Raw genomic sequence first — 26688 nt, forward strand, 5'->3', positions numbered from 1 at the left:
GATACAATCATACTATAGTATGATTTTAGAGCTAATGAAAGAACTGTGAGGTAGAATTACTTTGTAGTATTTGGCTAATGCTGATTCTGGGTTAAATATATCCGTATTAAATATTTAAGAGATATTACTATACAGCATATAAGTACTAATATACATAGATTTGTACTTTTCATCACTCAGTAAAAAATCAAAACCAAAAATACAATCATACTTAACCTCTCCCTGCTTCGTTTCATACTTCTGCACTAATATTTTTACATCCTTTTCATTAAAGAGGTGTATTTTTAATGTTGACCTATCGATCTCCATTGCAGAGACAGCTTTCATTTCTTTGCCATCAAAAAAAACAGGAATGCGTACTTCATACAACTCTAAGCTTTCAATATAATTAATTCTATTTTGTATAAGATCATAACTTGTAGTAATTTTATTTTGAATCCATACACTATCTATTCCTGCTCTTTTTTCAGACAAGCTATATCTGAAATCCTTATTAAGAAAAGCAGTATTATCCCTAACTCCATCATAGTGATAACGATGCTGTCTAACCTCACTATGTTCTAAGCTTACAGTAAGTAACTCTTCGGATACTAATTTAAACTGTTTAACTGATTTACACTTTCTATCAGTATTTTTCTTATAAAGTAAATAAGCTCCAACTAGCAAAACAATAAATATAATCCATCCCATAGTTCATATACAAAAATTACTACTCTAATTTAACACTAATTAGCTATATAAAAAAGATTATTCTTACTCAAAATGCTCCTCTACATTCCAAAGTACTTCACAATCACAATATCCCCCATATTCTTTAAGCCATAAAATGACTTCTTATATATTCTCTACATCCATACTTTTCAATATCTCCATCGTTTTTTCATTTGTATGGTTACACCCATCCTTTTCGAGAGAATGATCTAAGGCATCAAACAACTGAGTAAAATAAACTCTACCCATTGGTAGACTATTATCAAATAATAACTGTTGCTCCTTTTGCCACTGTTGTTTTAGCTCTTGCTTACGTTGTTTTTCTAATTGCTTTTCAGTCATATTAATCTCTTTTATTTCAGAATAAACGAATAGTAATTATACTAGATAGATCTAATTACTTTGTGCTATTTTGCTAACATTGATTCAGGACTTACTTACCTTGCCTACTCTCCCACCCTCCTGAAGAAGGTTTATGAATATTGCGCTCAGTGCTTTCACTCTTACTCATCACTTGCTTATCAGATTTTGTAAATGTCCATCCTATTCGCTCAAAGTAACTATATCCTGTAAAATAAATTAGCCACACCGTCCATATTATTCCTACAGTGAGATTAATGTCTATTAGATAACCTATAGCACCGATCATCCCTAGTATGCCTACATACTGCATCGGTATCCAAAAAAGGGTATTCTCATTCTCCGTTTTATAATACTGCTGAGTCGGCTCATCATAGTAAATCACTTCCTTATTCCACTTCCTCCCTATATGCCAAGTAAACACCCCTCCTAGTGATGCAAAGATATAAATAACCTCTTTTTTATATCCAAAATCTGGTATAAGACTGCCTATAAGCGCTCCTAATCCCAAAAACAGTATTGCAAATATTCCTTTCCCTGACCAAACTATCATACCTTACCTTTTATGACAATTACTATTATTACACGTTGCTAATATTAATTATATACATCTTACAAACAACTGATTAACTATGCAAATGTATATCATCTTTTTAAAATAAGTTTATCCTTTTTAGATACTTTACATAGCGGTACACAGCTCTATTAAAAAACCATTATTATCTAAAACGTACCCTACTGTTTGCCCCCAAGGTTTCACTGTTAGATCCTCGTATACTTTACCTCCTGCGTGCTCTACTTTCTGCATAGCTATTGCTACATCTTCTACCACAAAGCCCAACTCTATCCCAAAAGGTTTATCACAGCTCACTTGCTGATATCCTTCTTTCAAATTGCTTAATGCTAAATCTACTTGCGCAAAGGCAATAGTAGTCTCTCCTGACACTAACTCTCCATAATCTGCTTCTGGGGTAACGAACTTTCGCACAAACCCAAATGCCTCTTCATAAAACTTAACTGTAGCTTCTACATACACTACATACATTATCGTATAACTGTATTTTATCATAATTGGTTTAATTAAAAAATGTCCCTTCTATTTTGTCAAACTCCTCTTGTGGATATAAAGTAATTCCTTTTTCTTTTATCACATAAATAGACTTACAGTGCTTATATAATACATCTACAATATGAGAAGATATAAAGATGATACTACGCTCAGATAAATGCAATAAATACTTCATCAAATAGTAATTGGACTCTATATCTAGTCCGTTAAACGGTTCGTCTAAGATATACATCGGGTACTCTTTCTGAAATATAGCATTTAAATAAACTTTCTTTTTCATCCCTGTAGAGAACTCCTTAATCAATTTATCAGATGGCAAATCAAATAATAACTGTTGCCCTTCCATCTTTTGTTGAATCAAGTGTTGATAGAATTTATAAAACTCCTCAGCAGTTAACTCATTATATACAGCAGGCTCAGCTCCACACCATCCTACTCCTTGCGTAGATATAACATTATCATTTAAAGTACTCGATCCTGTATACTTCTCTAATCCAATCATACACTTAAACATTGTCGTTTTGCCCTGACCATTCTTTCCCATTACGCCATATATCCCAGGAGTAGCAATATGAAACTTGACATTTTCTAAAACTACTTGGTTACCGTATCGCTTTTCTTTAATATGTATTTTCAACATCTTTAATCTGATTTAATTGACGAATAGCTCGTTTATATAGAAAGGGGATTGCTAATAAGGGAAGCCCTAGCCCTAAGAAGCAGCCTCCTATAAACAATTGTTGTTTAAACACACTCTCATAGAATGCATATTTAAGTATTACATTACACATAGGAATAGCTAAAATTAAACTACCTAAAAACACATAATTCCAATCAAATGACAATACATTAACTAACACAAGTACAGGAAGTATTAGTGTCAGCGTGTTCCACATCTCAGTCTTGACTTGCTTTTCTATATATTCCTTTGCAGATAATGTACTTACTTTTATTTCAATAATTCGCTCTCTTTCAAATGTCGCTATACTTGCTATCATCCCCACAAGCACAAAACTTGCAATCACAAGATTTCCATTATTATACTTGATTCCCATTACACTAAATAATATTACTATTGGCAGTATCCAAAGCAGTTTATACTTTCTAAAACTAATGTGCCAAAAGGGATTAACTAATGAGAAAGGGACCTTAATTACAATTGATTGCTTCTTTGGGATATAGGATAATAAGTAATAGATTACTATTACCACTGATAGTCCGATGAATTCTCTCTTTAATGCTAATACAGTCAAAAAAGGTATACTGTATATCATATATTCTAACCACAGCACGAAACGATAATGTTTATACACCTTTAATAGTTCTACATCTGTTCTACCTAAATGATAGAGTATCGCATCTAGGAATACTATGTAATAAGTTCCTCTAACTACTTCATAGTTAAAATAACACACTAAGGCGACACCTATATAAAGCCCTATGATTAAAGACATAGCTATATAATCTCCCTTAGAAATAAACTTTCTAAAACGTATGCTTATTAAGTAACTCAGAAGTGTAATCATTTACATCAAATATATGACAAGATAAGTATTAAAAACTGTCTATTCGTTACGGGTAAATAACTAAAAAAGTCGAAGCAATCGCCTCGACTTTTTCTATATCTTATTTTATTAATCACTGTGAACTGTTAACAGTACACTGTAAACCAATTCCTATCCCTCAAAATCTCCACAATCGTGTACTGTAAATGTCTCTAACTTGCTCTTCAGCGTATAGAAACCTGCCGTTCTGAAGTGCTCTTTATCTATCGCTTGACCTTTAACTGTCAACTTATACATAGGATAATCATCTATTCTTTCAAATACAAACTCATTCAATGGAGTTGATACTGTAATGATCTTATCTTTCTCTTCTACCTTAGTAATTTTATAAGATATTTGTGTCTGCACATCACAAGCATTCATCAGATTAATCATCTCTCCATCTACAATAATCTCAGCTACATCACAGGCATAGCACGTTCCTCCAAAGTCAATACCGTATTTATCTGTAATCTTCTCAGCTCCCTCTTGCGCTATTTCCATTGGGACTAACATCTCACTAAACAATTGTTCTATTTTATCACTTTTAGCTACAGTTCCTTCAACACCTGAGGTACTAGCCACTTCAGTTTTCTCCCCTTCCACTGTAGCCTGTTGCTTACACCCTATTGTTAGAGCAACTAAACATATAAGCATTAATACTTTTTTCATACTTGTTGTTATTTTCAACAAATGTAGAAATTATTACAAAGAATCAATATCCCTATAAACAACTAATTTGCATAACGCTTTTCTATTTGATATGGATAACGCTCATAGATAGCATTCGCTTCATTGATAGAATATCCCTTTTTATTATAGTCCATGAATATCTTAAAGGTTCCTTCTGCCTCTGTATCATTTAGCTTATCTTGGCAAAGAGCCTTATAATAGTATGCGTCCGAAAACTCTTTATACTCCTTTGTAGCCAAATCAAAATAATCAATCGCATCTTGATACAATTCTTCTTCATATTTTACAATACCTAGATAAAACAAATCTAAGTGATGTATATCCTGAAATACCTCCTTCTGTTTAGCCACTGCTTTTAAGAAATACTCTTCTGCTTTCTTAAACTCATTTAATTGCAAATAAGACAGTCCGATATAAAAAGTATAAGTATGATCCATCTCGTAACCATCCCCCCAGCGCATTATACACTCTTCAAAATCCGCTATGGCCTCCTTATAAGTCTTCGAAAACACACATTTGATAAAAGCTCGATAGGGCAAATATCTCTTTACATCATACTGCACAGCTTTATCTAAATAAGTCATTCCTAACTCATATTTCCTAACTTTAAAATAAGGCATCGCCTTTTGTTGCCATAAATAAGCGATAGTACTATCCTGTTGCAACCCTTCATCTAGATTAGCCTGTCACTTCGCCATATCTAAATAGTAGTGATACCTATGCGCTCCATTAGTGGCATACTTGTCAATAATACTATCTTGTTTTATTTTTTGTTCTTTACTTAGGCTAACTTCTTTACTTAGGCTAACTTCTTTAGGCCACACTTGTTCCTCCTCAAAGTGTTGACACCCTAAAAAGCTAAAACACAAAGAAATAATAAGATAGTATTTCATAGTTCTTGTTTAAAATTAGTTGTAATTCTAAATTAAAAATACACTTTTTTTATAACTATTCCTCTCTAATCATCTTTTCTATCTTATACATTATCAATTCTATTGCTTCATTTCTCCAAATAATATCTCCATATTCTATTACAGCTTCTCTATCTGTGAAAATACCAACTGGATCACACCAACACAACCAAGCAATCATCTCATCTCTACTCCACGTAGCCAACTCTTCCTTAGCCTCTACTGGAGACATACTGCAAATCCTATAATTAGGATGTAAATAAGCTTCTATATTCATAATCCCTTATTTTGATAATTAATACAATTAACTATCTACAAAGAATATTCCAAATCAACGAATTAGAACAATAATATTTGATAATTTATATAAAAACAAAAAGCACTGTCATTAACAGTGCTTTTGTTTTTATATCTTTTGAACCCAGAATAAGTGATAGGCAGATAAACGAAAAATAATTATACAAAATAGATCTGAATTAGCTCTAAAAGCATACTATAGTATGTTTTTAGAGCTAATGAAAGAACTAGGAAATAGAATTACTTTGCAGTATTTGGCTAACGCTGATTCTGGGTTGAAGAGACTTATACTTCATTGATTCTTTTTACAATCAATTCACAAGTATAGTCACTAATTACTTTTATATCCTTAGCTTCTAACTGCTGATCGTATTCTTTTTCGAATACTGTACCATTGCCTAAGTCTATCAGATAAGTCCATTCGGTAAACCCACAAGCTAAGCCTACTTCTATAGCTTCTGCTCCTTCTATTAGTTTAAACCCATCTAAACGGATAACAGATTGTATACCTTCTGCTCTATCCCATTCAATACTTGAATTGTCTAAATCTATTTCATTAGACATCTCTTCTAATACCTCATCCTCATTAATCTCTTCTTCAGTAGCAACACTTTCTTCCTCTTCATTAATGATAGACTCTTCTATCTCCTCTTCTGAAGCATCTAAAGTATACTGTCCTATTATCTCTTCAAATAAATCTCCAAAGCTCTCTTTTACATTATTCTCTATCGTTTTAAATAAAGGATGTAGAGAGTGAGTAAATATAGACTCTAACCATACAGCTGATTTCACCTTACTCTGCTCTTCCTCTTTCGCTTTTAGTTGGCGTTTAAGCATCTCTATTTGGTTGTAGAACTTCTCAGATTCTTCAATAGACTTCCCTTCTTGGATATCTACTACCATCTGTTGTGAACGAAGGATTTGTTGACCTATATGACTAAACAAATCATCTTTAGCCTCTTCGTAACATAATACATCTGCAAGATATTGCTCATACGCCTTACTTTCCTTATCTGTAATCCAAAACGGAGTATACACAAATGCAATCAAAATCTGATTACTCAACATACGGGCAATAATTCTATTCCCTCTATCAAAAGGACTAATCTTCAAGAAATCAACGTGAAAGTTTAATGCCACATCTATAGGATGCGGTGCATACTTCTTTCCCTTTAAAATATAATCAATAGCTTCATTCGTACGATTGATCAACTCCTTCATCTCTGCTTTTACCTCAGCTACACCCACATAAGGATATTTATCCCCTTTGTAAGTAATCATCTCATTAGCAGATTGTTTCCATTGCCCTATAGCTAACTTGTTTTCTGTATTTTCTTCATATATTAGCTTAGTATGAAGCTCTTTGATATACTTCTCTGACAGATGTACTTCTACTAGACCTCCACCTAACATCTCTTTTAATACCTCATCATACATCTTGATTTCCATCAAATCACGAAGAGGTTTATTCGCCACATTCACCATCCCCCCAATCATACTGCGAACCTCTTCTTTAGTCAGTGTATTTCCCTCTGCCCAATTAGAATAATAGTTACACTCTAATCTATACTTCTCTGACAGCGTTACAAATTGCTCACTATTCAATCCTCCTAGTGCCTCTACCTGTTGCTGTAAGTTATCTATCTTTATTTTTACCTCTGTATACGTCATCTTCACTGATTAATTTAAATCTATACACCTGATTCTATTCATATTATAAAAATCAGCGTATATAACCTAGCTATTTCTAATCTCACACCCTTTATCTAGCAGAAAATACAAATAGCTAAACAGCCCTCCAAGTCCTGTTGTTTACTACAAAAACAACCTTCTTATGAACTGCTTCTTTTCGGCAGGCGAAGTTAAGAATTATCCCTCATCCTAAAAAATCATGTAGTATACTATTTAGATAATATTCTGAGAAAAAATAAGCCCCGAAGTTTTATACAGTTGGATGCTATTCTAAACAAAAAAAGGGAAGCTAACTAGCTAGTCATGGTCGGAAGATTAATCTTCCGACCACTACTAGAATAATATCTTCTCTTTTATTTGTTTCCTCCTTTTCAAAACGCTTATGGGTAATTGTAAGTTTCTTTCGTTCTTTAATAGCCTGCATACAATCACTCAACCACTTAAAGCCTTTTGTGTTTTCTGTAAAATCCGACTGTACATATTTCACTAAGGATATATGTTCTTTCAGTTCATAATTCAGTAATTCTATTCCTAAAAAACCTTGTAACCTATATAGTTTCTTGGTAGCATTTTCTATATCTTCATCAACTACTCTAATACGTTTATCCCATCCTTCGTCAAAAGCAATAGTAATTCCTAAATCTTTTATATGATTACGTACTTTAGTGACAAAACCATCTGAATTAGGTAACTCTTCATTACTTAAAGATGTTTTAAAAAGTTGCCCTTGTATATCGTCCATTTCCCTCTTTATCAATGATATTATCTAATAACATCATTATAGCTTTTGTTCTCTCAATCGACATAGCTCCCATATTTTGATTACTCTTATCTCAAATATACCTCATCCTCCCCTATCCCCGATGAGGTTTTCCGTAAAGCCCATAAAAAAAAGCACCTCTCAGTGCTTTCATATATTATTCCATTTCAAAATCTGTTGGTAGTATTCCGTAATCGATCAAGTCAAATTCTGGGTATTTATCTTTTAAGATAGCAGTCCATTGTTTGATAAGTCCCTTTCTCATCACGCTATCGATACTCTCTTTATAATCTATAAAGTACGTCGGAGCACTCCATTCGTCATAGTTAAGACGGCGTAGTGACATCAACTGATCATTAAGCTTGATATCGCGGATAGACTCATCTACACCAGCATCACTCTTACCTAGCGATTTCCACTGTCCATCAGCTACTAAAGGAAGTGTGCTATATAACGAAGCCTCATCAACAGTAGTGATGGCAAACTGTACACACCAACTCTTGTCAGCATTACTTAAAAACACTACCGCATCATCTTCTAATTGCTCAAGAGCGTACTCAATCAGGTCTTCGAAGTTAAAATCTGTCTTCTCTACTGTATCATCTATCCAGTTAAACACACGCTGACTGCGCACTTTCTCAGTACGTAGCATCCAGAAATCTTCTCCTCCATTATCTCCGATCATTAGATAATCAGTCATTGATTCTTTAAGGTAGCCATTCTGTTCTATAAACTCCTCTTTACTAGTAAATAATCCAGGTACAAAATCTTGTTGAAAACCGAAGAGCAACAAGAACTCACGGTAATAGTCTGGGAAGTCAAAACCTATTCCTTTTTCTAATTCTACTACTTCATTTTCTGTCAGTGGGATATAGAATACTACATCCTCCATAGGTCTTAATCGCTTTCTTATCTCTTGGTAATTTATCATCTCGTTATCCTATTTTTAAATCTTATTTATCAACACAAAGGTACAATATATCTACTGCCTATCTCTCATCCAGTCTCTCCAAAAAACAACACCTGATTTTTATTTTAAACCTAACTAAAATTGCCCAAATGCCAAGAAATACAATTCACAAGTGCTACTTTTCTCTTTTAAACAGTCCAAAAACACTATTGAAGATCATATCTCTAAAAAAGACATATACTTTTTATTGACCCAAAATGAATACAAACAACAATGTATCAATAATTTACACAAAATAAACTGATTTACACAAAAAACTAAAACACTGTCTAATCTCAATAAATATCTAGCTTTATGCTATCTCCTTCAACACTCCTTCAACATTCCTGCAAGATTGTTCTGAATTTAAAGCCATTTGTTGAAGAACTCTTGACGTAGTCTTGAGACACTCTTGACGTAGTCTTGAGACACTCTTGACGTAGATAAAAGGTATATTAAAACTACTTAATATAAATAATCAAGGTTTTCACATCCTGTTTAGTAGTAAATACACTATAAATACTTTGAATCCTCTATTCTTTAAACAACTGATATACTTTAACTTGAATTAAACTAAAAAACTATAATTATGGCAGAAATAAAAGAAGGTATCTTAGGTGGAGTACACGGAAAAGTAGGTACTGTAGTAGGATATAAATACAGAGGGAAAAATATCATCAGAGGCTTAGGACGAAAAAGTGGAAAAAAAGCATCCCCTAAACAAATACTCCAAAGAGGTAAACTAACTATAGTGGTCAAGTTTCTAAAGAGTATTAAGAGTTTCGTTAATGCACATTATCCTGAAGTGCATACAGATGGAAAAATTAAAACAGGCTATGATCAGATACGTTCTGAGATGATGACTAATGGACTAGAGGTAAAAGAGAATATCGTGCATATCTTACCTGAGAGAGTCATACTATCGATAGGATTGCTGACACCCGCTGCTATTCAGAAGATCAGCTTTCTAAAAGATTATAAAGTGAAGATGAGATGAGATGAGATGAGATGAGATGAGATGATACTATGATAAACGCACTTACTAATGCCAACGACCAATTGACAATGATTGTGTTTCACGATGAGTTAAACACATTTTATGTAGCACAACACATCGCTAAACGCACTGATAAACACACTCATTTCGAACTACCTGAAGAATGGGAAAAAGGAACTATCCATTTTTGGAGCGTATGGGAATCTATCAATAATAAGATACACAGCACAAGCATCTATCACCCTCCTCCCCTGTTCTTAAATAAAAATCACTAGAACATGGGATTTAACACCTCCATATAACTAATAGATAGTGCTTATAACTATCTATTAGTTTATATAATAATAAACCTAGAATCAGCATTATCCAAATACTACAAGGTAATTCTACTTTATAGTTCTTTCATTAGCTCTACAGCCATACTATAGTATGATTGTATCAAATTCAGACCTATTTTGTATAATTACTTTTCGTTTATATGTCTATCGCTGATTCTGGGATAAAGTCATACACAACAATCCATAAAACACAGACAAATAAATTAATGATATATAAGAATGTATCTATCTTTACGTAAAATTCCTAAAATGAAAAATAGCCTTTATACATTGCCTATTATATTGATATTTCTTATGGGTTTCGGATCTATACCCTTAGAGCAATTACCTACTTTTCCCATATCAGAACATGCCTTGATAGGCAAATGGCAGTTAAAAAAGATAGAATTATATGATATACACAATACCCTCAAGAATACAATCATCGAACCAATAGATGAGGAGCACTTCAAAACTATTATACAATTACTTCCACAAAACAATATCAGGGTTCTCACAAATCACTTAATCAATGATGATGCGATATCAAATACTCATAAATGGTATCTAAACCAGAACAGCCTGATTATTAAAAAAGAGAGTACTGAAGTCGAAGTCAAAGTAAAGTCTTTTACACAACAAGCAATTGTACTGGAAATGACTAATCCTTCTAAAAACGAGAAAGAATACAAAGCAAAAATATATTTCGCTAGGGTAAAATAACATCGTCATTTTAAGACTAATTATTTTACAAAAAAAGATTCTTGCTTTACCCTAGAGTCATCGTTAGCCAAACACTACAAAGTAATTATAGAACAATAGTACCTTATAATTTAAATAATCATTATAATTTAAACATAATTATACATTATAACCACACATACTTAACTATAAGTAATAATATTTAATTATAAAAAATCAAAAAAAGATTTATAAAATCACAAATTGTCCTAAAAAGACTATTAAAAGCCTCTTAATTACCTTTTTAATCCAAAAAAATAGAATACATTTGCCTCCGTTTAGAAGTTTTACTTCTAAAACTAGATTAACAATATACTAAAGTTAATTATGTAATTAGCTTTAACGCATTAAGAAGTTGTCGGAAACTTCTATCAAAACACCACTGATTTAGCCTTATAAAATGCCTCTATACAAGAGGCTTTTTTTATTGCCTTCCCCCTGGGCTTACCGAAGTACACATTGTTCATATACTTTTATTACATTCATTAAAGGAGCTACAGATGTCAATTTTTTGTACATGCCTATATCTTCATAATAAATGTACTCATCAGTCGTTTTCTGAAAATAATATGAAGTAATAAAAGGAGTTTCTACTTGATGTTTAATAAGAAATGGGGAAATTTTCTTACTTGTTGAACTACACTTTTCTTTCAATTGAGGTACCAGACTAATACTAGTATTAAGCTCTCTATACAGGTTTATATTATAAAAATCATTCGTTGTGATATCAGTAAATTCTAATTTATCACTAGTATTAACACTAAAGGTAAAGTTATCCTCTTTACTATCATCGCGTTTAAATACTGTGTTATATTCATATTGTAAAACCTTATTAAGTTGTGTCTCAACTTTATTGGGTATAAACACTAATTTTTCATGAGTTACAATTTCTTTGTGATCAACTTCCCCTGTTTTTAGAATATCGATTGCTATACTATACTTTACCTGTTTCCCATAGATAAACGGTTTTTCGAACTCAATGACAGGATACATCGTCAATCTATCTTCATACGGTAAGACGTTCATTGCTAATCCTGCAGATAGGATCTCATCATTTTCATTCATAGTCGCAATACAGACACTCCAATCGGAAGAAGACGAGGTCTGAAAAGGTATAAAATACACTTTGGAAGATGTAGTAAGAGGAGTAATCTTTAAAGCTATATTGTCAAAATCAACGTATTGATAATAAGTATCAATATCTAAATGAGTCATGATGAGCTCCACAGTATGTTGCAATTCATTAGATTCTAGACAACTAGTATATTTATCGATATGTACATGTCCTTGCTTAGCATAAATACAATTTATACCTGTAATGAAAATGAACAAAATAACGCGACCTAAAACTTTCATTAACTTAAATTAAACACCTATACTAAATAAATTAACTAATTTAACAAATATACATTTAACATCTTAAATTAATTCAAGGCTTTAGATTAATTTACTAATCTGTGTTTATTGAGGTAAAATCCACTCCCTATCACAGTTCGTTACTTCCTTAGTAGGATAAGATAGCAACCTTAAAAAGGAGTCTACACTGTCATATATTACAGTTAATCACAGAGAAGATCTAGCCTAACACATGTTTATTTAATATTGCGTTTATAAAGCCTGAAAGAGAGAAAATTATAGATTGCTAATGCACATAATATCAATATTCTACTATACACCCATGTATAATGAACAGATTCTGCAAAAGAATACGTGCTCCATGAAGCTTCTCTATCAATGAAAATACTTAGGTCTTGTAAAAACCATAACCCCACTAGTAGCAAACTGTGGATAATAATCTGAATACTAAAACGCGGAATCTTAATAATAAATATCAGCAATAATATATAAAATAGGCTAACTAATAAGGCTCCTAGAAATATATCTATAAAAAAATGAAATGTAATATCTCCTGAAGGTTGATCTTTAAAACGATACATTGCTATACTAGTCTGTACAAAAGAAATGATGATAAAAAACAGTCCATAATACATGAGACTACTCCACTTCTTTATTGTTTTTTGTTCTTTCTGGTTCATATAATTAAAAGTTTGTTTCTATATCTTGCATTAGTTAAAAAAACAGAAAACCAATGTACGATAAACCCTTTGATATTATAAAATTTTCGGCTGATAAACGTCAGTATATCCCAGCTTCTCTAGGGAGACAAAGTTGGATGAAAGAAACAGATGTGTTACACACAGAGATAGATATTCCACTAGGACAATCTCGCTATGGCGGTCCTGTAATCGATTTACCTCCTGGAGTAGATCATCCTGAAGGATTATACTATACAGGTCAATTAGATTTGGCGCTATGTTCTCCACATGATAAAACAGGGTTATTACCAAAGACGGGGCAACTTATCTTCTTTGCAGACATCATGACTGATACAGGAAAGGTCATCTATACAGATATACCTAATCATCAATTGGTAAGACATATCGTAGAGCATGAGGACAATTTCTTCTATGGGGTACTTATTAATGAAATCACTGCTGATACAGAGCCTTTCTCTGATCGATATAGAGAGCCTGAAGATGAATATGAAGAAGACGATGTAGATGAGGATGGAATGTACTGGGACTACTTCGGAGGAACCTATCTATCTAAAATATTCGGTATATTCACTCATTGTCAATTAGGTAAGGAAGAAATAGAAGAGTTTATTCATTCTGATAAGATAGTACTGTGGCAGATAGGAGAGAACAACTTTAATGATGATGGGGTGTTCAGTGTACTGATCAAAGAAGAGGACTTAAAAAACCGAAACTTTGAGCACTGTGAGTTCTATTGGGCACAGTCATAAAGGGAGAAAAGAAAACAGCTTACTAGTAAAATACTTAGTAGGCTATTCATGTTATTTACTATCTATACACTTCACTAATGATTCAAAAGCTTTAGTATCTACTTTTAATTTCTTAAAATCAGGGTCTACTGAATCCAAAGCGTTCATAGATTGATATATTCCATCTCGCTGAGGTTGTATAATTAGCCATGAGATAACGCTCTCCACCATTTGTGGTTTCTTGGGATTATCAGATAGATTGTTTCGAACATAAACTTTGATAATAACATTGCCCCCTGTTGTATCTTCTATCCTAACATAGTAATCTTTATTAGGATATTCAAAATCACTATTCTTCATTATTTTAGCCAACAAAACATTGCAATCTTGTTGTAATACCTCTGGCTTATTTTTTGCACATCCACTTATACTACCTATCAAAAAAAACACAACCAAATAGCTTCTTATATATTTTATCATCTTCATAAATCTCCTATTTTTATTCCTAACAAAGTAATCATATTTATTATAGGAAGCGCTAAAAAATGACATTAATTATATATATTATTTATTTTTAATACATTAGGGTATGTAAAAATAAAAGGCTGTCGATTGAGAGAGCACTGAAAAAGTAGAGCTTTTTCAGTGCTCTCCAATTACTCATGTGGTTTTTGATATTATCTAATCCTCTTTACTTCCATCATCTGCCATACGAACTATCTTAGGTGTAAACATCGCTACTACATCAACTAACTCCCCCTGAGCTGCTATCACCTGATGAATATCTTTATACGCCATCGGTGCTTCATCTTTACCTGCCCCGATTAGCTCTACACCACAGTCTGCTAACACAGCTTTAATATCCTCAGTATTCAGTTTTTTGATCGCCTGTGTTCTACTCATTTGTCGTCCTGCACCGTGTGAAGCGGAGTTCAATGCCTCCTCTTCTCCTTTTCCTCTCACTAAGAATCCTGGCGCAGTCATAGACCCAGGGATAATCCCCATTACACCTTTACTCGCAGGAGTAGCTCCCTTACGGTGAACAATTACCTCTTTACCTTGGTACATCTCTTTCCATGCAAAGTTATGGTGGTTCTCTATCTTAGCTAATACTTCAGCTCCTATTGCCTTTGTCAACTTTTCGTGTATTACTTGATGACAGGCAGAAGCATAGTCACCCGCCAAGTTCATCATCGTCCAGTATTCCTGACCTGCTTCCGAATTTAGATCTAAGTAAGCTAAGTTCTTCGCCTCATAAGGCAACTTACAGAGATCCTTAGCGATCTGCGTATACCTACCTGCTATAGTTGCTCCCATCCCTCGAGACCCCGAGTGTGTTAATAAGGCTAAGTAAGTTCCTTTATCTATCTTCAACACCTCATCGCGCTCGGCAAACTCCATCAATCCCCATTCTACAAAGTGGTTACCCCCTCCTGAAGAACCCAATTGTTCCCAAGCTTTATCTTGCAATTTCTTAATAAACGGATTCAGATTAAACTCTCCTCTATCTAAAACCTCATGTTGTGCTTTATACTGTCCGTGAAATCCGTGACCTGCACCGAACTTAGTATGTTTAACCAATTGTTCTTTTAGCAAATCTTCCATACCATAGAACTCCACACCTTTGATATCAAAAATAGACAACGCCATTCTACACCCAATATCCACACCTACACCATATGGAATAACAGCGTTATCTGTCGCTAATACTCCTCCGATAGGCAGTCCATATCCTTGGTGCGCATCAGGCATTAATGCCCCTGCTACAGCTACAGGTAGCTTTACAGCAGTTCGCATTTGTGCGATAGCTCCCTCTTCGATATGCTGTGATCCGTAGATACTATACTCGACAGCTTCATCTCTTAGTGGAATAACTTCCTCTTCTACGCGTTGTCCTACTCCTTCTATAATAGCAGTAGCCAACTTTCCAAAAACTTTATGGTTAATATAATCCTCTGCATTAGCTAGCACAACTTTATAATGTGCTAACATCTCAGTCTTCGTATAACCTGTTCTTTTCTTATTCGCCTTTAAAGCGATCCCTAACAATTCTGTATGTGGATACCCTAAAGCCAATAAATCATTCCCATTAATAGGTGTATTATCTTTCATCTTTTTCTCTGTTATAAAGTTAAAAGGTAAAAAGATTATGAAGTCTGAACTGTTCACTCATCACTGATTACTCATCACCTATTAGTTATTAAAATATTTTATATAAGCTGTATTGTGATACTCTTCTCTTACCTCATAAGGAATAAGTACCTTAGCTTGTTTACTTGTTTTATCTATTATTGTTACTCCTTTTGTTGTTAAGAATACTAACTGACCTTCTTTTGTTTCTTCTATATTTGTCAGCGGTTTAAACTCCTCTGTAATAGGATAAGTCGCTAATTCCTTTCCATCAAAGTCTAACACAAATATCTTCTTTGCCGTATAGCCTATCAAGCTTTCTCCTGACTGATGCCAATTCACGATTTCCTCTGCTGATCCATACTTCCACTGCTCTTTTCCTGTTTTAGCATTCAATCCTATCAAAGCTTGTGCATCACTGTCCGCCTTGCGTACATTGACCACATACATCTTACCATATAATACAGCATTACTCTCAAAACTAGTCGCTAACCTCGGGTACTCCTTAGACTGATATCTCCAAGTATAAATAGATGTGTTATCCTTAAAGTTGTTCTTCGGATCCATAATGTCATCATTATCTCCCTTTACATTCCCATCTTTATTAAATGGAACAGCGTAAAACTTACCGTCTTCTTCTCCAAAGTACAATGTCTCTCCATCACTGCGCATCTGTGTGTACAATGGACTATCAAAAGTATTTTCATCATACATTCCATAGCTCGTAGGTGTACCACGAAGTGAATATTTGTTTAAATAAATAGCAGAGTTAACGAATACGTTCTCTTGACATAATACAGGTTGATACATATTAAACTTTGTCTCTATCCCTTCAGTTTGAAATTCAGTACCATCTACTTTGTTTAATATAACGAAGTATGGATAACTTCCTCCACCTGTTGTTACAGTATAAACTTTTTGAGTTATCAAATTAACTTCCGTATTTTAGTATCTTAAAATCAATAGTATGGAAATATTTAAGGGTCAAAACATTCTGAACTTAGTAAAAGAACTACCAGATGACGAAGCATGTAAAGCTTATTTAAGTAAAATTAAGTGGTCAAACGGTTTTACTTGTGTAAAATGTGGACACAAAAAAGGTTGCTTAAAATCTAATCATTCATACTATTGTTATAACTGTGAGCATGTTGAGAGTTCAACAGCTAATACCTTATTTCACAAAGTCAAATTTGGTTTACAGAAAGCATTTATGATTGTGTTTGAAATGACAACTTCTACCAAAAGTATCTCTAGTATTCAAATGGGTAAACGCTATGGTATAAGCCAGCCAACAGCATGGGGCTTTATGCATAAAGTTCGTTTAGCTATGCAAAGTAGCGAGCAATATCCTATGACTGAAACAGTTCATGTTGATGAGTTTGTTGTGGGAGGTTATGAACAAGGAAAACCAGGGAGAAGCTATGATACCAAAAAAACTAAAGCAGTGATAGCTGTAGAGTTAAATACTGAAAGAAAAGTAAAAAGAGCCTATGTTAAGTGTATTGACGATTACTCTGCTAAGTCATTAACTACTATATTCGAACAACATATTTCAGAAGATGCCAATGTAGTTACGGATAAATGGAGAGGGTATAATCCCTTGAAAAAAAAGTATAAGATCACACAAAAAGAAAGTGATAAAGGTGCTAATTTTAAAGAATTACACGTAGTAATTCACCAACTTAAATCGTGGATTAGGACTGTGCCTTCACACATTAATAAGAAATACATCCAAGCTTACTTTAATGAGTTCGTATATAGATTAAATAGATCCTTATTTAAGGAAACTATTTTTCATAACACAATTGTAAAGATGATTAAAGCTAAACCTACTACTTTAAATACGATTAGCGGAAACTAAACAGATAACTCAATAAACTTTATCTTGATACTGTAAAGGCTGCCCCATAAAATACGGCTCACTACCAGCTTCTGTTTCAAAGCCACCTGATGCATCTACTGCCACATCCATCATCCCTATTTGACCCGCTTCATACACCCACTTTTCTTTACCTGTTAGGATATCTAAAGCGACAAACTTACCGCTCTCAAAAGGCATAAATAGTGTCGTCTCATCGAAGGTAAACTTGTTCCTATTTCCAGCTTCATCTTGAGCAGAAGTATATTCCCACACGACCTTTTTATTATCTAAGTCAAAGTTGATGACCTTGCCATTTGTACTGAATACAACAGTCTGATTAGGTACTTTAACTTCTGCACCTTGCGCTTGCTTATTCTGACACCCAAAAAAGGCAAATAGGGCTGTAAGTGATACTAAGAGTTTTTTCATTGTGTTTTATTGTTTTTAAACTGATCACAAAGATATTCTTTTTCACAATTCACTAAGTAGTGAATTAACTCAGTTATCTAATAAAATCCTCTTATCTTTATCTCTCTAATCTCAGAAAGAATGAAAGAACCTCGTCTATATGTTGACTTCAATGAAATGATAGATTTCAACATAGTACTACTCTCCCAAACAGAATATAAAACTGACTCCTTAGGTAACGCTATTTATTTACAGGAAGGCAACACTGTACTAATCTATATGGATGATTCTGATGAATATGGCAATCCTGATAACCTACTCGCTGAAGGTATTGCTATCCTTAACCCAATACCTAACCACATTGCCAAATGGTGTTGTTTAATCAACGACAGAGGTATTTATCACGAATCTGATTTGTAATAATTAATTATAACCCAATCCCTCTTCATTATCCATCTTTTATCATCCACTGATTACTAACAACCATTACCTATAACTACCTCGAAAACACCTCTCTCAACTGCTTTAGCACATTCCCTCCACCAGACAAGCTAATTTCACCTACCTTATCAGCGATCTTCTCGATGTACTCCATCTCTTTTAATCGCATCAGCATTTCGTTCTCTTCCATTAACTTGGCAGTGTTAAGCAAGCTACGTGTAGCAGCAGTCTCTTCTCTACGAGTGATCATATTCGCCTGTGCTTTTTTCTCAGCGATAAGCACCTGATTCATAATCTCTCTGATATCCCCTGGTAAGATGATGTCTTTGATACCACAGTTTTTTACTTCGATACCTAATAATGCAATCTCTTCTTTCACACTATTTAAGATTTCTAAAGACAAGTTCTCCTTGTTCTCCATCAATTCGTCAAATGACATTCTACCTACTTTTTCTCTCAACATCAACTGCACGACGTTATACATCTGTTTCTCTACCTCTTTATTATTGACATACGCCTTTAACAAATCTTGCACTTGGTACACCAAGTTAAAGTTGATACGCAACTGTACTTTGTCTTTTGTCAAGATCTCCTGACCGTTCATATCGATTGCTTGCTGACGTACATCTACTAATATGATTTGTACCTTGATATCGTTTTTCCAATATCTATACTCCCCTGCTTTTAATATCTCTTCGAACTGCCCATCTACGAATAACAATCCTTTCTCATTAGCCCCCACAGTGTACATTCTCACGAAGTTTGACATATTGCCTTTCCCCATTATATTTCTTGCGATAGCGCTATCCACAACTAATGCTTCAGTATTAAATCTTTCGAACGAATACTCCTTAGCTGACTTCCAGTAGATATGTCTTCCTGCCCCTAAGACTGTATTAAATATCTTGTTTTTATAAACTAACACGACCTCGTTATCCATCACATCGATCACTTCTAACATCGCGCTTAACTCCGCATTCTGTAACAATGCTTCTATATCTCTACGCATACCGAAGTTCTCAGACATATTATACTCCGCCACTTCCTTCTCACCCCATAACCAATATTGACCTGCAGTATATACTCTCTGTAATTCTCCTTGTTTAGACACTAAGGCAACGTGGTTTGTTTTTACTTGTAACTTTTTCATAGTTGTATATTTTTAATATTTTAATTTGTTATCATAAAGAACAGTCCAAATAGGTCTCGCTTATCTCAGGCGGAAAAAGAAGTAAACTGCACAATAGAATAGTTCGTGTATAGTCCTGAATGATTCACTGAGCAAGTCATCCACTCTATATCATCCCCTATTCCTCTTCCACAGAATAGCTTTTTTTTACAGGCTTTGATAAGTTGTCTTTCGCACTGTAAGCCTAAAACTTAGAAGTACAAAAAACAGAAACACTATTTGACTGAACCTTTTTAATGGAGGGGATATTTATAGAAGTTCCCCGACTTCTCCTAAAATTGCTTAAAAGGCAATTGTTCTGCTCTAACCAAACTGAGCTATATTATCCTGAGATAATAGTAGGAGTTGAACCCACGACCCGAACGTTATTTACTAAACCGTTAGTCACTTACTCTCATAAGCTTGAGGAATCGAACCTCTTTATTCTACAGGTTACAAACAGGATAAGGTAAACTACTGCCCCTTACTTCTGCGCTATATCGAAACGCTTCCAAGGTTTGTATCTTTCGAACAGTACAAAGATGCATACCTACCTACGCAACCAAATTGCGCACCAATAAATATTTACAAATTATTTTATTAAACACTAATTATCAACTAATTAAAACCAAAAAAAAATCAAATAAAAAACAACTACGCAAATACAACGCGTACATAAAAAAGAGAATACGTATATTTGAGTACTCAAAAATGACTAAAAAGCTATGGCAACGAATAAATTAGCACTATTACGCTACCGAATTATCGATGAATGTCTGCAAAACAGATTTAGAAAATGGACGCTTAACGACCTCATCGAGAAGGTTGCTAATGGGCTATATGAATATGAAGGCATAGACACTGGAATTAGCAAGCGTACCATACAGCTCGACATTCAGGCTATGCGCAGTGAGGGATTAGGGTATAACGCACCGATAGTAGTGGTGGATAGAAAGTACTATACTTATGAAGATGTCAACTACAGTATAAAAAACTCTCCTATCAACGATGCCGATATGGAGAAGCTAAAAGAGGTAGTTGCTATTCTAAAACACCTCAATGGATTTAGTCAAATAGACGAGATGAGTGAGGTAATCGCGAAGTTAGATAACAGCCTGCTTACCCGAAGTACCAAGGCGCCAAATTATATACAGATGGAGGGTAACCACCTTCTTAAGGGGATCCAGTATATCAGCCCGCTATACGAGGCGATTAAGAATAAACAAACCCTTCTGATAGAATACAAATCGTTCAAATCTAAGGAAGCTACTAAGAATATCTACTATCCTTACTTATTAAAAGAGTATCGCAACAGGTGGTTCGTAGTTGTGCGTAGCAGTACACATAAGCATTTATTGACTTTAGCACTTGACCGAATTCTCAATGTATATGCCTTAGCGAACGAACCTTATAAAGATTATGAGGGCGTAGACTTCGACCGATATTATGAGGATGCGCTTGGGGTAACCAAAACAGCACAAGACCGCGCTCAAAAAGTTATCTTATGGGTGAATAAATACAACATTCCCTATGTAAAGACCAAACCGATACACCACTCCCAGCAGGTATTAGAAGAGGACGAGACAGGTATGAAGATACGCATAGATGTAGTCCTTAACTTCGAACTCGAAAGAGAAATACTCGGCTTCGGTGAATCGATGAAAGTAATCGCTCCTAAACTTCTACAAAAGAAGATAATGAAACGAGTAATGAAGATGAATGAGAATTATTTTAATGAAGAGGTAACAGAGTAAAACACTTACCTTTGCTTTTTATTAATATAAGGAGCACACCCCATACCAAATGAACAAACATCAAATAGAAGAAATATTTAATCAGACTTTCGCAGGACTATCGCTATTCTACCGTGACTGCGAACTAAGTCAAGATTTTATCAATAAATACCAAATAGGACAGATTATACAAGAACGTACTTTTGCTGATGCATCATATAAAGGCGGAGGTCTAGCTACTAATTTGCGTTATCTAATTGCATCTGCACATGTGAAAGATATCTCAGCATTAGTGCCACAGATGGAACAGTATGGACACGTGATGCTACAGTCTGGTGCATACTTTAAAATAATCGATATCTATGAAGTAGATAACAAAACCCAAATCACCTTACTTCACATCGCTGAAGAAACGATTGAATTCTTTACAGCCAACTCTTCGAATATCGAAGAACAGATAGTCTCTAAAGCACGAGAAGGATTTGCGACTAAAGTGCACACAGCTCCTATCCCTAGCTTACAAGCTCAAGAATGGATAGACCGAACTGCTCTACCTATCGGTATGAGCGATACAGGAGAATTCTTTATGTAATAATCCACCTACTAAAATATACGAAGAGCCTAGATAACATCGATTATCTAGGCTCTTTTCGTTTATATGATGCCTTTACATACCGCATCACTCTCCATAATGATTCCTTATTGATAGGATAGTGATAGGCAGGTGATAGGCTGTTTTTAGCACTTTTAAGCCGACCACATGCCGACCACCAAAAAAAGACATTTGATATGAATTCTCTAGTTCACTTTCACTAAACAAAACAACATATCCAACACATTATCAATCATTTTAAATAACTTATAAAATATATCTGTATTTTTATACTGCTAAAAAAATCCACAATACGATGAAAGAAAAGATTGTATATACTGTTGTAATAGTTGCTGTACTAATAGGCATATTCATGCTGCGCAAGCCCTCTCCTGCTAGAATTGACTTAATTCCCGTCAATGAACAAGGAGCAGAATATACCGACGAGCCGAGTATCGATGATATGAAAAAGATAATCGTAGATACAGATACCATATACGCTGTAGTAAATACAGAGAGATTTAACATTGATGAGAAAACCTTTAGTAAGAATATCGCTATCTATAATAGACAAAACATAGAAGCTATTCGCAAGGATTATTCAAATCCTACCAGCATTGTAAAAGAAAATATTGACTTTTTCATCAACAATACTAATGCTGAACAACTAAAAAAAGTAGGTATAGATAAACCTGCTTCTAAAAATATAGATAAAGTTATCAATAACCTAAAGCTTATTTTAATTGATGTGCAAGCGCAAGATGGATATCCTGAGAAATACTATATCAATTACTTTTATGATATAAATGGAATTGATATGGGTGATATACATCTATCTGTGTCAACAGATGAGAACGGTAATAATATAGATATCGGCTGGGAAACCTAATAGAGGCTGACGTCTGATAATCTCTCGTTAAAAGAGTAATTATCTAAACCAAAGAGTTGATTAATTGCAAAAAGTGATTTAAGTCATAGTCTTTTTACTTCTAGCTTATGTATCTTTGCACTATGAAACAATGTATATTATTCATAGTACTACTATTCTTTGCTAAGCCAGTATTTCCTATACTTGACTTCGCAATAAACTATGATGCTATACAAGAGCTGTGTGTTAATAAAGACAGACCTGAGTTAGCCTGTAATGGTTCGTGTCACCTTAAGAGTGAATTAGCGAAAACTGCTCAGGATGAGAACCCGTTCTCTGCTAAAAAGACTTTTCAAACACAATTAGAAGTTCTGTTCTTTAACCAATACGATTGGTCACTAGCTCCACTTGTAGAGCATAACTATTCTACTGAGGTAGTTGATAGTTATCACACTGATTACTATTACTTACCCACCTTAGACTTAACTAAGCCACCCCTCGTTTAATCCTTATGTATTTATCGACTTAGCAGACTGTATCTCAGGTACGGTATCGCTTCACGCATCTATTATTCATTATAATTAATAGACGTACTCTCACCTATTTAAATATTTTAAGATTAAACAAATGAAAAAAATTATATACTTCGCATTGACTATACTATCATTAGGACTAACTACATCGTGTACTTCTGATGATAATGCTATGGATAAAGGACCGAGTGTAAATCCTGGTGTGACAAAACCAACTATCAAAGTACTTGAAGCAAAAGAAAACAACTTTCAGTTTACAGTATATAGCAACGTAAAAGAATTCTACGCTCCTTCGACAACACCTATAGTTGTAGAAATAAACGATCTGAGTGATGCATCGAATAAGTCATTCACGAATACTTCTATGACTATCACAATGTATATGACGATGGAGAATGGTCATAAAATGTCTCACTCTGCTCCTATCAGTCAACTTAAACCTGTAGCAGGGACAACGAACAAATTCGAAGGAGAAATTATGTTCTCTATGGCAGGAATGGAGCCTGGAGCTAACTACTGGGAGATCAAAGTAGAATCTACAAATAAGAACAATAAAATAAATACAACTTTTAAAACTACTGTTAGAGGAGGTAAATTCTACGATCGTCAAGATATTAATACGATTGTAAATAGCGATAGGAAAACACTTGAGACATTCTCACTTAATGCTGTGAAGCACTATACTGCTCTACACCCAATGTATGACCCGAAAACAGGTCTTAATAATATAGCTGTATCGATCTATAGAAATGAGAAAATGGGTAATGAGTTTCCTGAAGTAGAGAACTTAATCGTTACGATAGATCCGAGAATGCCAGATATGGGTAACCATGGAGTAAAAGAAGGTATCATATCTCTAAACTATAACGCTACTACAAAACAGTATGAAGGCAAGCTTCCATTCAGTATGTCTGGATATTGGTTCTTAAATCTAGTGATTAAAAACCAAGCAGGTGAGATAATAGCTGGTCAAAATGTAAGTAAAGATGCTTATGGTAAAGAAACTGTAAATGGAGACAAATTTTTTGATATCGTATTCTAATAAGTGACTTCATCATTAATTATACAAGTACCCCATTTGACATGATATTAAAAAGAAAACATATTATAAGCGTATTCGTTATCTTACCAACATTAGTTATTGGTCAGACAAATGATACAATAAGTAACAGCGCTCTACAAGAAGTCGTTGTTACTCACCAATCTCAAAGCAAAAACCTACAAGACAAAAAACCTTTAGCTTCAGTTGATGATTACCTTGCCAAACAAGAGAATATTACTTTAGTGAGAAGAGGTGCTTATGCTTGGGAACCAATGATCAATAACATGGCTATCGAACGTACCAGACAAACTATAGATGGTATGCAGATATTCCATGCATGTACAGATAAGATGGATCCTATCACATCGTATGTTGAGGTTAACAACCTAGATGGAATGGATATTACTTCTGGGTCACAGGGTTCTATGTTTGGGGCAACTCTTGGTGGAAGTATTGATTTGCGCACGCGTAAACTATCCTTCACAGAACAAAATACTTTTCAAGGACAAGTACAAACAGGTTTTGAAAGTATCAACAAACAAAAGATAATAGGTGGTAACTTTGACTTTACCTCTAAGAAGTTTTACGCTAGTGGTTCTATTATGTTTAGAGATGCTGATAACTATAAAGCTGGGAGAAATAAAGAAATACAATATTCTCAATTCAGAAAGTTAAACGCTTCGGGTATTATTGGGTATGCTATCAATGAAAGCAATAGCTTAGAAGCCTCTATTATATATGACAAGGCTACTGATGTGGGATATCCTGCACTTCCTATGGATGTAGGATTGGCAGAGGCTATCATTACTTCGTTTAAGCATACTTACGCCCCTACTGACTCATGGATAGACAAATGGGAAACTAAGTTGTATTACAACACGATCACACATCGAATGGATGATACAAAGCGCCCTATAGTTCCTATCCGAATGAATATGCCTGGTTGGACAGATACTTATGGTGCTTATACTACCCTTACTACCACAGTAAAAGAGAAACACCATGTAAGTATTAATGCAAATACATATTATAACAAGTCATTAGCAGAGATGACAATGCTTTCTAATATACCAGGGGCTACAAATATGTTTGCTTATACTTGGCCTAATATAAAAACGAATTATGGTGGTCTTACAATCAAAGACCATTGGCAAATAGATGATAAGAATAGCCTACTTGTTTCTGGAACATTAGGTATTAACTTTAATCATGTGAGTCAAAAAGGAGTTGATCAGTTGAGTATATTCTTAAATGACGATACTTTTAAACAGAATAAAACACGTACAGTAGGAAACTTTGCTCTTAACTATGAACGTTTTGAAAATGAATGGCTATATGGAATAGGTATAGGGTATGGTAACCGCGCTCCTTCTGTATCAGAAGGCTATGGCTATTATTTATTTAATAGTGGAGATCGCTATGATTACATCGGTAATCCTAATCTAAAGAATGAATCTTCGTATGAAGCAAACTTCTTTGTTAAGTATGCAACACCTGCATTCTCTACTAAAGTATCAGGTTCTATATTCTACTTAAATAATTATATTATCGGTGTAATAGATCCTGTGTACAATGCGATGACATATGGTGGCTTAGGTGTTAAGAAATATGCGAATATAGATCATGCTATACAAGGTACATTAGATTGGAACTTTACATACAACATAGATGCGAATTGGAAAGTATCAGGTGGACTAACTTATAGCTACGGAAAAGATAGTGACAAAAACACCTTACCTTTTATAGCTCCAGTAGCCTATAGAACAGCTGTTGACTATAAATACAATGCGTTTAAAACACAGCTAAGTATTAAAGGAAACGCAGTGAAGAACAATGCAGCAGAAGCATATGGAGAAGTTAGAACGCCTTCTTACGCTATACTAGATTGGAATGCGAATTATGACTTTGCTATTAAGTCAAAATCTCTAAATATAGGTATCGGTGTAGAAAATATATTAGACACTTATTATTCTACTTATGCAGACTGGAACAAGATACCTAACCCTGGTAGAAACTTCTTTGTCAATTTGACATATAAACTATAATATATAAAACCAGTAACATCGCTACTGGTTTTTTTGTACAT

32 protein-coding genes and 1 pseudogene are annotated in these 26688 nt (G+C 34.2%); 12 read left to right on the plus strand and 21 right to left on the minus strand.

Annotated features, from left to right (window positions below; translation table 11 throughout):
* Positions 1–114: 114 nt before the first annotated feature.
* The 14 genes and pseudogenes from LNQ81_RS02205 to LNQ81_RS02265 all read right to left on the minus strand — a co-directional run bounded on the left by LNQ81_RS02205 (position 115) and on the right by LNQ81_RS02265 (position 8968).
* The gene (locus tag LNQ81_RS02205; RefSeq protein ID WP_229944547.1) at positions 115–690 is read right to left on the minus strand and encodes a hypothetical protein; all 576 of its coding nucleotides are present in this window, start codon (positions 688–690) and stop codon (positions 115–117) included.
* Between the two features lie 63 nt (positions 691–753).
* Positions 754–831 (minus strand): annotated as a pseudogene (locus tag LNQ81_RS18235) (DUF2695 domain-containing protein); the annotation flags it as partial.
* A gap of 3 nt (positions 832–834) precedes the next feature.
* Positions 835–1053: a hypothetical protein gene (locus LNQ81_RS02210; protein WP_229944548.1), complete on the minus strand. Its 219-nt coding sequence runs from the start codon at positions 1051–1053 to the stop codon at positions 835–837.
* A 91-nt stretch (positions 1054–1144) separates the two neighbouring features.
* On the minus strand, positions 1145–1624 hold the full coding sequence (locus LNQ81_RS02215; protein WP_229944549.1) for a hypothetical protein: 480 nt from the start codon (positions 1622–1624) through the stop codon (positions 1145–1147).
* Between the two features lie 129 nt (positions 1625–1753).
* Positions 1754–2140 (minus strand): VOC family protein, encoded by a 387-nt coding sequence (locus LNQ81_RS02220; RefSeq protein WP_229944550.1) that lies wholly within the window; start codon positions 2138–2140, stop codon positions 1754–1756.
* 7 nt (positions 2141–2147) lie between these two features.
* A complete protein-coding gene (locus LNQ81_RS02225) occupies positions 2148–2780 on the minus strand; it encodes an ATP-binding cassette domain-containing protein (RefSeq protein WP_229944551.1) in 633 nt (210 codons plus the stop codon).
* Positions 2761–3666, minus strand: coding sequence for a hypothetical protein (locus LNQ81_RS02230; RefSeq protein WP_229944552.1), 906 nt, complete (start codon positions 3664–3666; stop codon positions 2761–2763). Before LNQ81_RS02230 ends, LNQ81_RS02225 begins: the two co-directional genes overlap by 20 nt.
* 150 nt (positions 3667–3816) lie before the next feature.
* The gene (locus LNQ81_RS02235; RefSeq protein ID WP_229944553.1) at positions 3817–4356 is read right to left on the minus strand and encodes a hypothetical protein; all 540 of its coding nucleotides are present in this window, start codon (positions 4354–4356) and stop codon (positions 3817–3819) included.
* Positions 4357–4418: 62 nt separating this feature from the next.
* Positions 4419–5042 (minus strand): tetratricopeptide repeat protein, encoded by a 624-nt coding sequence (locus tag LNQ81_RS02240; RefSeq protein ID WP_229944554.1) that lies wholly within the window; start codon positions 5040–5042, stop codon positions 4419–4421.
* 21 nt (positions 5043–5063) lie between these two features.
* Entirely contained in the window at positions 5064–5270 is a 207-nt protein-coding gene (locus LNQ81_RS02245; RefSeq protein WP_229944555.1) for a hypothetical protein, read from the minus strand.
* 55 nt (positions 5271–5325) lie between these two features.
* Complete coding sequence (locus LNQ81_RS02250) at positions 5326–5565, minus strand: hypothetical protein (protein WP_229944556.1); 240 nt, start codon at positions 5563–5565, stop codon at positions 5326–5328.
* A gap of 305 nt (positions 5566–5870) precedes the next feature.
* On the minus strand, positions 5871–7256 hold the full coding sequence (locus LNQ81_RS02255) for a Fic family protein (protein ID WP_229944557.1): 1386 nt from the start codon (positions 7254–7256) through the stop codon (positions 5871–5873).
* Between the two features lie 322 nt (positions 7257–7578).
* Complete coding sequence (locus tag LNQ81_RS02260; protein ID WP_229944558.1) at positions 7579–8019, minus strand: hypothetical protein; 441 nt, start codon at positions 8017–8019, stop codon at positions 7579–7581.
* Positions 8020–8194: 175 nt separating this feature from the next.
* Positions 8195–8968 (minus strand): SMI1/KNR4 family protein, encoded by a 774-nt coding sequence (locus LNQ81_RS02265; RefSeq protein ID WP_229944559.1) that lies wholly within the window; start codon positions 8966–8968, stop codon positions 8195–8197.
* Between the two features lie 607 nt (positions 8969–9575).
* Between LNQ81_RS02265 and LNQ81_RS02270 the strand changes: the two genes are divergently transcribed.
* The 3 genes from LNQ81_RS02270 (at position 9576) to LNQ81_RS02280 (ending at position 11023) form a co-directional block, all read left to right on the plus strand.
* The gene (locus tag LNQ81_RS02270) at positions 9576–9983 is read left to right on the plus strand and encodes a DUF6266 family protein (RefSeq protein WP_229944560.1); all 408 of its coding nucleotides are present in this window, start codon (positions 9576–9578) and stop codon (positions 9981–9983) included.
* A 29-nt stretch (positions 9984–10012) separates the two neighbouring features.
* On the plus strand, positions 10013–10258 hold the full coding sequence (locus tag LNQ81_RS02275; protein ID WP_229944561.1) for a hypothetical protein: 246 nt from the start codon (positions 10013–10015) through the stop codon (positions 10256–10258).
* Positions 10259–10570: 312 nt separating this feature from the next.
* Positions 10571–11023: a hypothetical protein gene (locus LNQ81_RS02280; RefSeq protein ID WP_229944562.1), complete on the plus strand. Its 453-nt coding sequence runs from the start codon at positions 10571–10573 to the stop codon at positions 11021–11023.
* Positions 11024–11485: 462 nt separating this feature from the next.
* Here the strand turns inward: LNQ81_RS02280 and LNQ81_RS02285 are convergent, their stop codons facing one another.
* Both LNQ81_RS02285 and LNQ81_RS02290 read right to left on the minus strand, forming a co-directional pair.
* A complete protein-coding gene (locus LNQ81_RS02285; protein WP_229944563.1) occupies positions 11486–12397 on the minus strand; it encodes a hypothetical protein in 912 nt (303 codons plus the stop codon).
* A 236-nt stretch (positions 12398–12633) separates the two neighbouring features.
* On the minus strand, positions 12634–13077 hold the full coding sequence (locus LNQ81_RS02290; protein WP_229944564.1) for a hypothetical protein: 444 nt from the start codon (positions 13075–13077) through the stop codon (positions 12634–12636).
* Between the two features lie 53 nt (positions 13078–13130).
* On the opposite strand from LNQ81_RS02290, the gene LNQ81_RS02295 reads away from it, so the two are divergent.
* The gene (locus tag LNQ81_RS02295; protein ID WP_229944565.1) at positions 13131–13847 is read left to right on the plus strand and encodes a DUF1963 domain-containing protein; all 717 of its coding nucleotides are present in this window, start codon (positions 13131–13133) and stop codon (positions 13845–13847) included.
* Positions 13848–13898: 51 nt separating this feature from the next.
* On the opposite strand, the gene LNQ81_RS02300 is transcribed toward LNQ81_RS02295, so the two are convergent.
* The 3 genes from LNQ81_RS02300 to LNQ81_RS02310 all read right to left on the minus strand — a co-directional run bounded on the left by LNQ81_RS02300 (position 13899) and on the right by LNQ81_RS02310 (position 16886).
* Positions 13899–14312: a hypothetical protein gene (locus LNQ81_RS02300; RefSeq protein WP_229944566.1), complete on the minus strand. Its 414-nt coding sequence runs from the start codon at positions 14310–14312 to the stop codon at positions 13899–13901.
* A 195-nt stretch (positions 14313–14507) separates the two neighbouring features.
* Entirely contained in the window at positions 14508–15938 is a 1431-nt protein-coding gene (locus LNQ81_RS02305) for an RtcB family protein (protein WP_229944567.1), read from the minus strand.
* A gap of 81 nt (positions 15939–16019) precedes the next feature.
* Positions 16020–16886, minus strand: a complete 867-nt coding sequence (locus LNQ81_RS02310) for a hypothetical protein (RefSeq protein ID WP_229944568.1) — start codon at positions 16884–16886, stop codon at positions 16020–16022.
* A 37-nt stretch (positions 16887–16923) separates the two neighbouring features.
* Between LNQ81_RS02310 and LNQ81_RS02315 the strand changes: the two genes are divergently transcribed.
* Positions 16924–17817 carry an IS1595 family transposase gene (locus LNQ81_RS02315; RefSeq protein WP_229944569.1) on the plus strand — a complete coding sequence of 298 codons (894 nt, stop codon included), beginning with the start codon at positions 16924–16926 and terminating at the stop codon, positions 17815–17817.
* Positions 17818–17826: 9 nt separating this feature from the next.
* Here the strand turns inward: LNQ81_RS02315 and LNQ81_RS02320 are convergent, their stop codons facing one another.
* On the minus strand, positions 17827–18246 hold the full coding sequence (locus tag LNQ81_RS02320) for an outer membrane protein assembly factor BamB family protein (protein ID WP_229944570.1): 420 nt from the start codon (positions 18244–18246) through the stop codon (positions 17827–17829).
* A gap of 120 nt (positions 18247–18366) precedes the next feature.
* Between LNQ81_RS02320 and LNQ81_RS02325 the strand changes: the two genes are divergently transcribed.
* A complete protein-coding gene (locus LNQ81_RS02325; RefSeq protein WP_229944571.1) occupies positions 18367–18645 on the plus strand; it encodes a hypothetical protein in 279 nt (92 codons plus the stop codon).
* Positions 18646–18721: 76 nt separating this feature from the next.
* On the opposite strand, the gene LNQ81_RS02330 is transcribed toward LNQ81_RS02325, so the two are convergent.
* Entirely contained in the window at positions 18722–19816 is a 1095-nt protein-coding gene (locus tag LNQ81_RS02330) for a slipin family protein (RefSeq protein WP_229944572.1), read from the minus strand.
* A 743-nt stretch (positions 19817–20559) separates the two neighbouring features.
* Here LNQ81_RS02330 and LNQ81_RS02335 point away from each other — a divergent pair.
* The 6 genes from LNQ81_RS02335 (at position 20560) to LNQ81_RS02360 (ending at position 26647) form a co-directional block, all read left to right on the plus strand.
* Positions 20560–21588, plus strand: a complete 1029-nt coding sequence (locus tag LNQ81_RS02335; protein WP_229944573.1) for a helix-turn-helix transcriptional regulator — start codon at positions 20560–20562, stop codon at positions 21586–21588.
* Positions 21589–21637: 49 nt separating this feature from the next.
* Complete coding sequence (locus LNQ81_RS02340; RefSeq protein ID WP_229944574.1) at positions 21638–22159, plus strand: hypothetical protein; 522 nt, start codon at positions 21638–21640, stop codon at positions 22157–22159.
* Between the two features lie 316 nt (positions 22160–22475).
* A complete protein-coding gene (locus LNQ81_RS02345; RefSeq protein WP_229944575.1) occupies positions 22476–23048 on the plus strand; it encodes a DUF2004 domain-containing protein in 573 nt (190 codons plus the stop codon).
* A gap of 122 nt (positions 23049–23170) precedes the next feature.
* Positions 23171–23533, plus strand: coding sequence for a hypothetical protein (locus LNQ81_RS02350; protein ID WP_229944576.1), 363 nt, complete (start codon positions 23171–23173; stop codon positions 23531–23533).
* Between the two features lie 121 nt (positions 23534–23654).
* On the plus strand, positions 23655–24602 hold the full coding sequence (locus LNQ81_RS02355) for a hypothetical protein (protein ID WP_229944577.1): 948 nt from the start codon (positions 23655–23657) through the stop codon (positions 24600–24602).
* Positions 24603–24643: 41 nt separating this feature from the next.
* Positions 24644–26647 (plus strand): TonB-dependent receptor, encoded by a 2004-nt coding sequence (locus LNQ81_RS02360; protein WP_229944578.1) that lies wholly within the window; start codon positions 24644–24646, stop codon positions 26645–26647.
* Positions 26648–26688 lie beyond the last annotated feature (41 nt).

Origin of the sequence: Myroides oncorhynchi, assembly GCF_020905415.1 — a bacterium.
GTDB classification, from domain to species: Bacteria; Bacteroidota; Bacteroidia; order Flavobacteriales; family Flavobacteriaceae; genus Flavobacterium; species Flavobacterium oncorhynchi_A.

Bases quoted from the DNA above. Each gene is read 5' to 3' on its own strand.
- LNQ81_RS02205 (WP_229944547.1), bottom strand. From the start codon at position 690: ATGGGATGGATTATATTTATTGTTTTGCTAGTTGGAGCTTATTTACTT.
- LNQ81_RS02210 (WP_229944548.1), bottom strand. From the start codon at position 1,053: ATGACTGAAAAGCAATTAGAAAAACAACGTAAGCAAGAGCTAAAACAA.
- LNQ81_RS02215 (WP_229944549.1), bottom strand. From the start codon at position 1,624: ATGATAGTTTGGTCAGGGAAAGGAATATTTGCAATACTGTTTTTGGGA.
- LNQ81_RS02220 (WP_229944550.1), bottom strand. From the start codon at position 2,140: ATGATAAAATACAGTTATACGATAATGTATGTAGTGTATGTAGAAGCT.
- LNQ81_RS02225 (WP_229944551.1), bottom strand. From the start codon at position 2,780: ATGTTGAAAATACATATTAAAGAAAAGCGATACGGTAACCAAGTAGTT.
- LNQ81_RS02230 (WP_229944552.1), bottom strand. From the start codon at position 3,666: ATGATTACACTTCTGAGTTACTTAATAAGCATACGTTTTAGAAAGTTT.
- LNQ81_RS02235 (WP_229944553.1), bottom strand. From the start codon at position 4,356: ATGAAAAAAGTATTAATGCTTATATGTTTAGTTGCTCTAACAATAGGG.
- LNQ81_RS02245 (WP_229944555.1), bottom strand. From the start codon at position 5,270: ATGAAATACTATCTTATTATTTCTTTGTGTTTTAGCTTTTTAGGGTGT.
- LNQ81_RS02250 (WP_229944556.1), bottom strand. From the start codon at position 5,565: ATGAATATAGAAGCTTATTTACATCCTAATTATAGGATTTGCAGTATG.
- LNQ81_RS02255 (WP_229944557.1), bottom strand. From the start codon at position 7,256: ATGACGTATACAGAGGTAAAAATAAAGATAGATAACTTACAGCAACAG.
- LNQ81_RS02260 (WP_229944558.1), bottom strand. From the start codon at position 8,019: ATGGACGATATACAAGGGCAACTTTTTAAAACATCTTTAAGTAATGAA.
- LNQ81_RS02265 (WP_229944559.1), bottom strand. From the start codon at position 8,968: ATGATAAATTACCAAGAGATAAGAAAGCGATTAAGACCTATGGAGGAT.
- LNQ81_RS02270 (WP_229944560.1), top strand. From the start codon at position 9,576: ATGGCAGAAATAAAAGAAGGTATCTTAGGTGGAGTACACGGAAAAGTA.
- LNQ81_RS02275 (WP_229944561.1), top strand. From the start codon at position 10,013: ATGATAAACGCACTTACTAATGCCAACGACCAATTGACAATGATTGTG.
- LNQ81_RS02280 (WP_229944562.1), top strand. From the start codon at position 10,571: ATGAAAAATAGCCTTTATACATTGCCTATTATATTGATATTTCTTATG.
- LNQ81_RS02285 (WP_229944563.1), bottom strand. From the start codon at position 12,397: ATGAAAGTTTTAGGTCGCGTTATTTTGTTCATTTTCATTACAGGTATA.
- LNQ81_RS02290 (WP_229944564.1), bottom strand. From the start codon at position 13,077: ATGAACCAGAAAGAACAAAAAACAATAAAGAAGTGGAGTAGTCTCATG.
- LNQ81_RS02295 (WP_229944565.1), top strand. From the start codon at position 13,131: ATGTACGATAAACCCTTTGATATTATAAAATTTTCGGCTGATAAACGT.
- LNQ81_RS02300 (WP_229944566.1), bottom strand. From the start codon at position 14,312: ATGAAGATGATAAAATATATAAGAAGCTATTTGGTTGTGTTTTTTTTG.
- LNQ81_RS02305 (WP_229944567.1), bottom strand. From the start codon at position 15,938: ATGAAAGATAATACACCTATTAATGGGAATGATTTATTGGCTTTAGGG.
- LNQ81_RS02315 (WP_229944569.1), top strand. From the start codon at position 16,924: ATGGAAATATTTAAGGGTCAAAACATTCTGAACTTAGTAAAAGAACTA.
- LNQ81_RS02320 (WP_229944570.1), bottom strand. From the start codon at position 18,246: ATGAAAAAACTCTTAGTATCACTTACAGCCCTATTTGCCTTTTTTGGG.
- LNQ81_RS02325 (WP_229944571.1), top strand. From the start codon at position 18,367: ATGAAAGAACCTCGTCTATATGTTGACTTCAATGAAATGATAGATTTC.
- LNQ81_RS02330 (WP_229944572.1), bottom strand. From the start codon at position 19,816: ATGAAAAAGTTACAAGTAAAAACAAACCACGTTGCCTTAGTGTCTAAA.
- LNQ81_RS02335 (WP_229944573.1), top strand. From the start codon at position 20,560: ATGGCAACGAATAAATTAGCACTATTACGCTACCGAATTATCGATGAA.
- LNQ81_RS02340 (WP_229944574.1), top strand. From the start codon at position 21,638: ATGAACAAACATCAAATAGAAGAAATATTTAATCAGACTTTCGCAGGA.
- LNQ81_RS02345 (WP_229944575.1), top strand. From the start codon at position 22,476: ATGAAAGAAAAGATTGTATATACTGTTGTAATAGTTGCTGTACTAATA.
- LNQ81_RS02350 (WP_229944576.1), top strand. From the start codon at position 23,171: ATGAAACAATGTATATTATTCATAGTACTACTATTCTTTGCTAAGCCA.
- LNQ81_RS02355 (WP_229944577.1), top strand. From the start codon at position 23,655: ATGAAAAAAATTATATACTTCGCATTGACTATACTATCATTAGGACTA.
- LNQ81_RS02360 (WP_229944578.1), top strand. From the start codon at position 24,644: ATGATATTAAAAAGAAAACATATTATAAGCGTATTCGTTATCTTACCA.